We start from the raw sequence: 2,476 nt of genomic DNA, 5'->3' as shown, positions 1-2,476 counted from the left end.
CTTCCTACGCTTCATCTGCAACACTCCCGCTGCCTATGCAGCTATCCGTGTGTTGCGTCGATCATATGAATCCGCGGCCAGGAGCGGACATGGGGCGCCAACCAGAGAGGTCGGCGGGCCACCCTCTATATCTAGATGGCGAGGAGGCTGACCCGCTTGGCAAGCTCTTCCGCGCTTTCCTTGCGTTCGCTATAGCGATCGACCAGGTAGGGCGAGATATCGCGCGTCAGTAGCGTGAACTTCATGAGCTCTTCCATGACATCCACGACGCGGTCGTAGAACGCGGAGGGCTTCATGCGCCCGTCTTCGCCGAACTCGTTGAACGCCTTGGCGACAGAGGACTGATTGGGGATCGTGATCATGCGCATCCAACGTCCAAGCACACGGAGCTGGTTCACCGCATTGAATGACTGCGAACCGCCAGAGACCTGCATGACGGCCAGCGTCTTACCTTGGGTTGGTCGTACGGAGCCTTGAGACAACGGAATCCAGTCGATCTGCGCTTTCATGATGCCGCTCATGGAACCGTGTCGTTCGGGCGAGCTCCAGACCATGCCTTCGGACCACTGCACCAGTTGTCGCAGTTCCTGCACCTTCGGATGCGTGTCGGGCTCTGCATCTGGAAGCGGTAGGCCTGTCGGATCGAAGAGCCGGGTCTCGGCCCCCATCGCCTGCAGTAGTCGGGCCGCCTCCAGCGCGAGCAACTTGCTGTATGACCTCTTCCTCAGCGATCCGTAGAGCAGAAGAATCCGCGGGCCATGCGCAGCACGTGCGGTCGGGGATAGGCGGTCAACCTCGGGCAAATGGAACAGCTCGGCCGCGATGTTGGGAAGATCGCCAAGATTAGACATGAGGCTTTCCAAGTAGCTTGTGGATCGTGGCGCCCAGGGCTGCCCCAATGACCTGCGCCACAACGAAGGCGGGCACGTCGCCAGGCGAGATGCCGGCGAAGCTGTCACTGAACATGCGGCCGAAGGCTGCTGCAGGATTCGCGAATGAAGTCGACGAGGTGAACCAGTAGGCCGCACCGATATACGCAGCCACCATCACGGCTACCCGGGACGCGGGCGCTCGCAGCACCACCAGCAGCAACCCCGCTGTTGCAACGATCTCGCCCAGCCATTGGCCCGCACCGGTCCGCACCTTCGTTGAGAACTCCAGGATCGGAAGATCGAACATGGCGTTCGCCAAGAGAGCACCGCATACCGCGCCCGCTAGCTGGAACACGATATATGCCGGCAACAGGGCCTTGGGCAGTTCGCCACGCGCAGCCATGACGGCGCTGACCGCGGGATTCATGTGCGCGCCACTGATCGAACCGAACACCTCAATGAGGACGTAGAGGCCGCCGACCGTTGCCAGCGTGTTGGCCAGCAAGGCAACGGCATCGTTTCCGTCCGCGAGGCGCTCGGCCATGATCCCGGAGCCCACCACCATCACCAGCAGCAGGCCCGTGGCCAAGGACTCGGCAAAGAGGCGCTGACGGATCATTCAGCGCCGACGCGTCCAATTTCGCCCAGCTTTGCCTGTGCGGCCAGACGGTCGAGGCTTTGCAGTGGCAGGGATAGCAGCAGCTCGATACGACGGCGCAGTGTGGAGAACGCTGCGGTATAGGCTCGACGGCGATCGTCTTCATCGCCCGTGGCGGCTACCGGGTCGGGCACACCCCAGTGCGCGAGTGCAGGATGGCCCAGCCATACGGGGCAAGCCTCTCCAGCGGCGTTGTCGCAAACCGTGATGACGATATCCATCTCGGGTGCGCCTTCCACGGCGAACTCGTCCCAGTTCTTGCTGCGCACCTGGCTGGCGTCATAGCCGATCGCCTCGGCAAGCTCCCGCGCCATCGGCTGGACGTGGCCGCTGGGATGACTCCCGGCGCTATAGGCCTTGAACCTGCCGTGGCCCAGCACGTTGAGGATCGCCTCAGCCATGATGCTGCGCGCGGAGTTGCCGGTGCACAGGAACAGCACGTTGTAGGTTTTGTCGGTCATGTCGTATCTCTGGAATTCGAATCAACGGAGCTTCTTCTTGACCGCCGGCGTGCAGGATTTCCCGCCGCAGCAGTTCTCCGTCAGGAAGCCAATCAGACCGTTCATGCGGTCGTAGTCGGCACGTATCCGGATGACCCGTCCTTCCCGCTCGTCAGTAACAAGCCCTGCGGCACGTAACTGGTTCAGATGCGCCGTAAGCGTGGCGGGCGGCAAATCGAGCTGATCGCGTAGCTCGCCGACGGCCATTCCGCCGGGGCCCGCTTGTACAAGAGCGCGGTAGGCGGCAAGCCGGTGGTCGTGCGCGAGCGCACGAAGCGCTTGAACGGTCTGGGGCGTGTCCATACTTCTATATTTCCGGAATATTAGAAGTATTGCAACCCATCATTGCAGCTGGATGACCGCTTTGGGCCTTGGATTCAACCAATCGACGCAACAGTTTGTCGATATCGCTCTGCTGGTGTTTCGTAGTCCAGCGTCTTGCGTGG

Annotated in this window: 4 protein-coding genes; all 4 read right to left on the bottom strand. The window is 61.7% G+C overall.

The window, feature by feature from the left end; genetic code table 11:
- Window positions 1-131: 131 nt before the first annotated feature.
- Genes arsH through Q0907_RS18915 form a run of 4 tightly spaced genes read right to left on the bottom strand, consistent with a single transcriptional unit; the run spans window position 132 to window position 2,333 of the window.
- On the bottom strand, window positions 132-851 hold the full coding sequence (gene arsH / locus Q0907_RS18930) for an arsenical resistance protein ArsH (RefSeq protein WP_299347591.1): 720 nt from the start codon (window positions 849-851) through the stop codon (window positions 132-134).
- Entirely contained in the window at window positions 844-1,491 is a 648-nt protein-coding gene (locus Q0907_RS18925) for an MIP/aquaporin family protein (RefSeq protein ID WP_299347590.1), read from the bottom strand. Before Q0907_RS18925 ends, arsH begins: the two co-directional genes overlap by 8 nt.
- Window positions 1,488-1,991, bottom strand: coding sequence for an arsenate reductase ArsC (locus tag Q0907_RS18920; protein ID WP_299347589.1), 504 nt, complete (start codon window positions 1,989-1,991; stop codon window positions 1,488-1,490). The genes Q0907_RS18925 and Q0907_RS18920 overlap by 4 nt, the downstream gene beginning before the upstream one ends.
- 21 nt (window positions 1,992-2,012) lie before the next feature.
- Window positions 2,013-2,333, bottom strand: a complete 321-nt coding sequence (locus tag Q0907_RS18915) for a metalloregulator ArsR/SmtB family transcription factor (protein WP_299347587.1) — start codon at window positions 2,331-2,333, stop codon at window positions 2,013-2,015.
- Window positions 2,334-2,476: the final 143 nt, after the last annotated feature.

Source organism: uncultured Pseudoxanthomonas sp. (genome assembly GCF_947498795.1).
Classification (GTDB): Bacteria; Pseudomonadota; Gammaproteobacteria; order Xanthomonadales; family Xanthomonadaceae; genus Pseudoxanthomonas_A.
Note: the sequence above shows the minus strand (reverse complement) of the source record. Positions and strands in the feature narration are given on the sequence as shown.

Coding starts and splice junctions, on each gene's coding strand:
- arsH (WP_299347591.1), bottom strand. CDS start 851: ATGTCTAATCTTGGCGATCTTCCCAACATCGCGGCCGAGCTGTTCCAT.
- Q0907_RS18925 (WP_299347590.1), bottom strand. CDS start 1,491: ATGATCCGTCAGCGCCTCTTTGCCGAGTCCTTGGCCACGGGCCTGCTG.
- Q0907_RS18920 (WP_299347589.1), bottom strand. CDS start 1,991: ATGACCGACAAAACCTACAACGTGCTGTTCCTGTGCACCGGCAACTCC.
- Q0907_RS18915 (WP_299347587.1), bottom strand. CDS start 2,333: ATGGACACGCCCCAGACCGTTCAAGCGCTTCGTGCGCTCGCGCACGAC.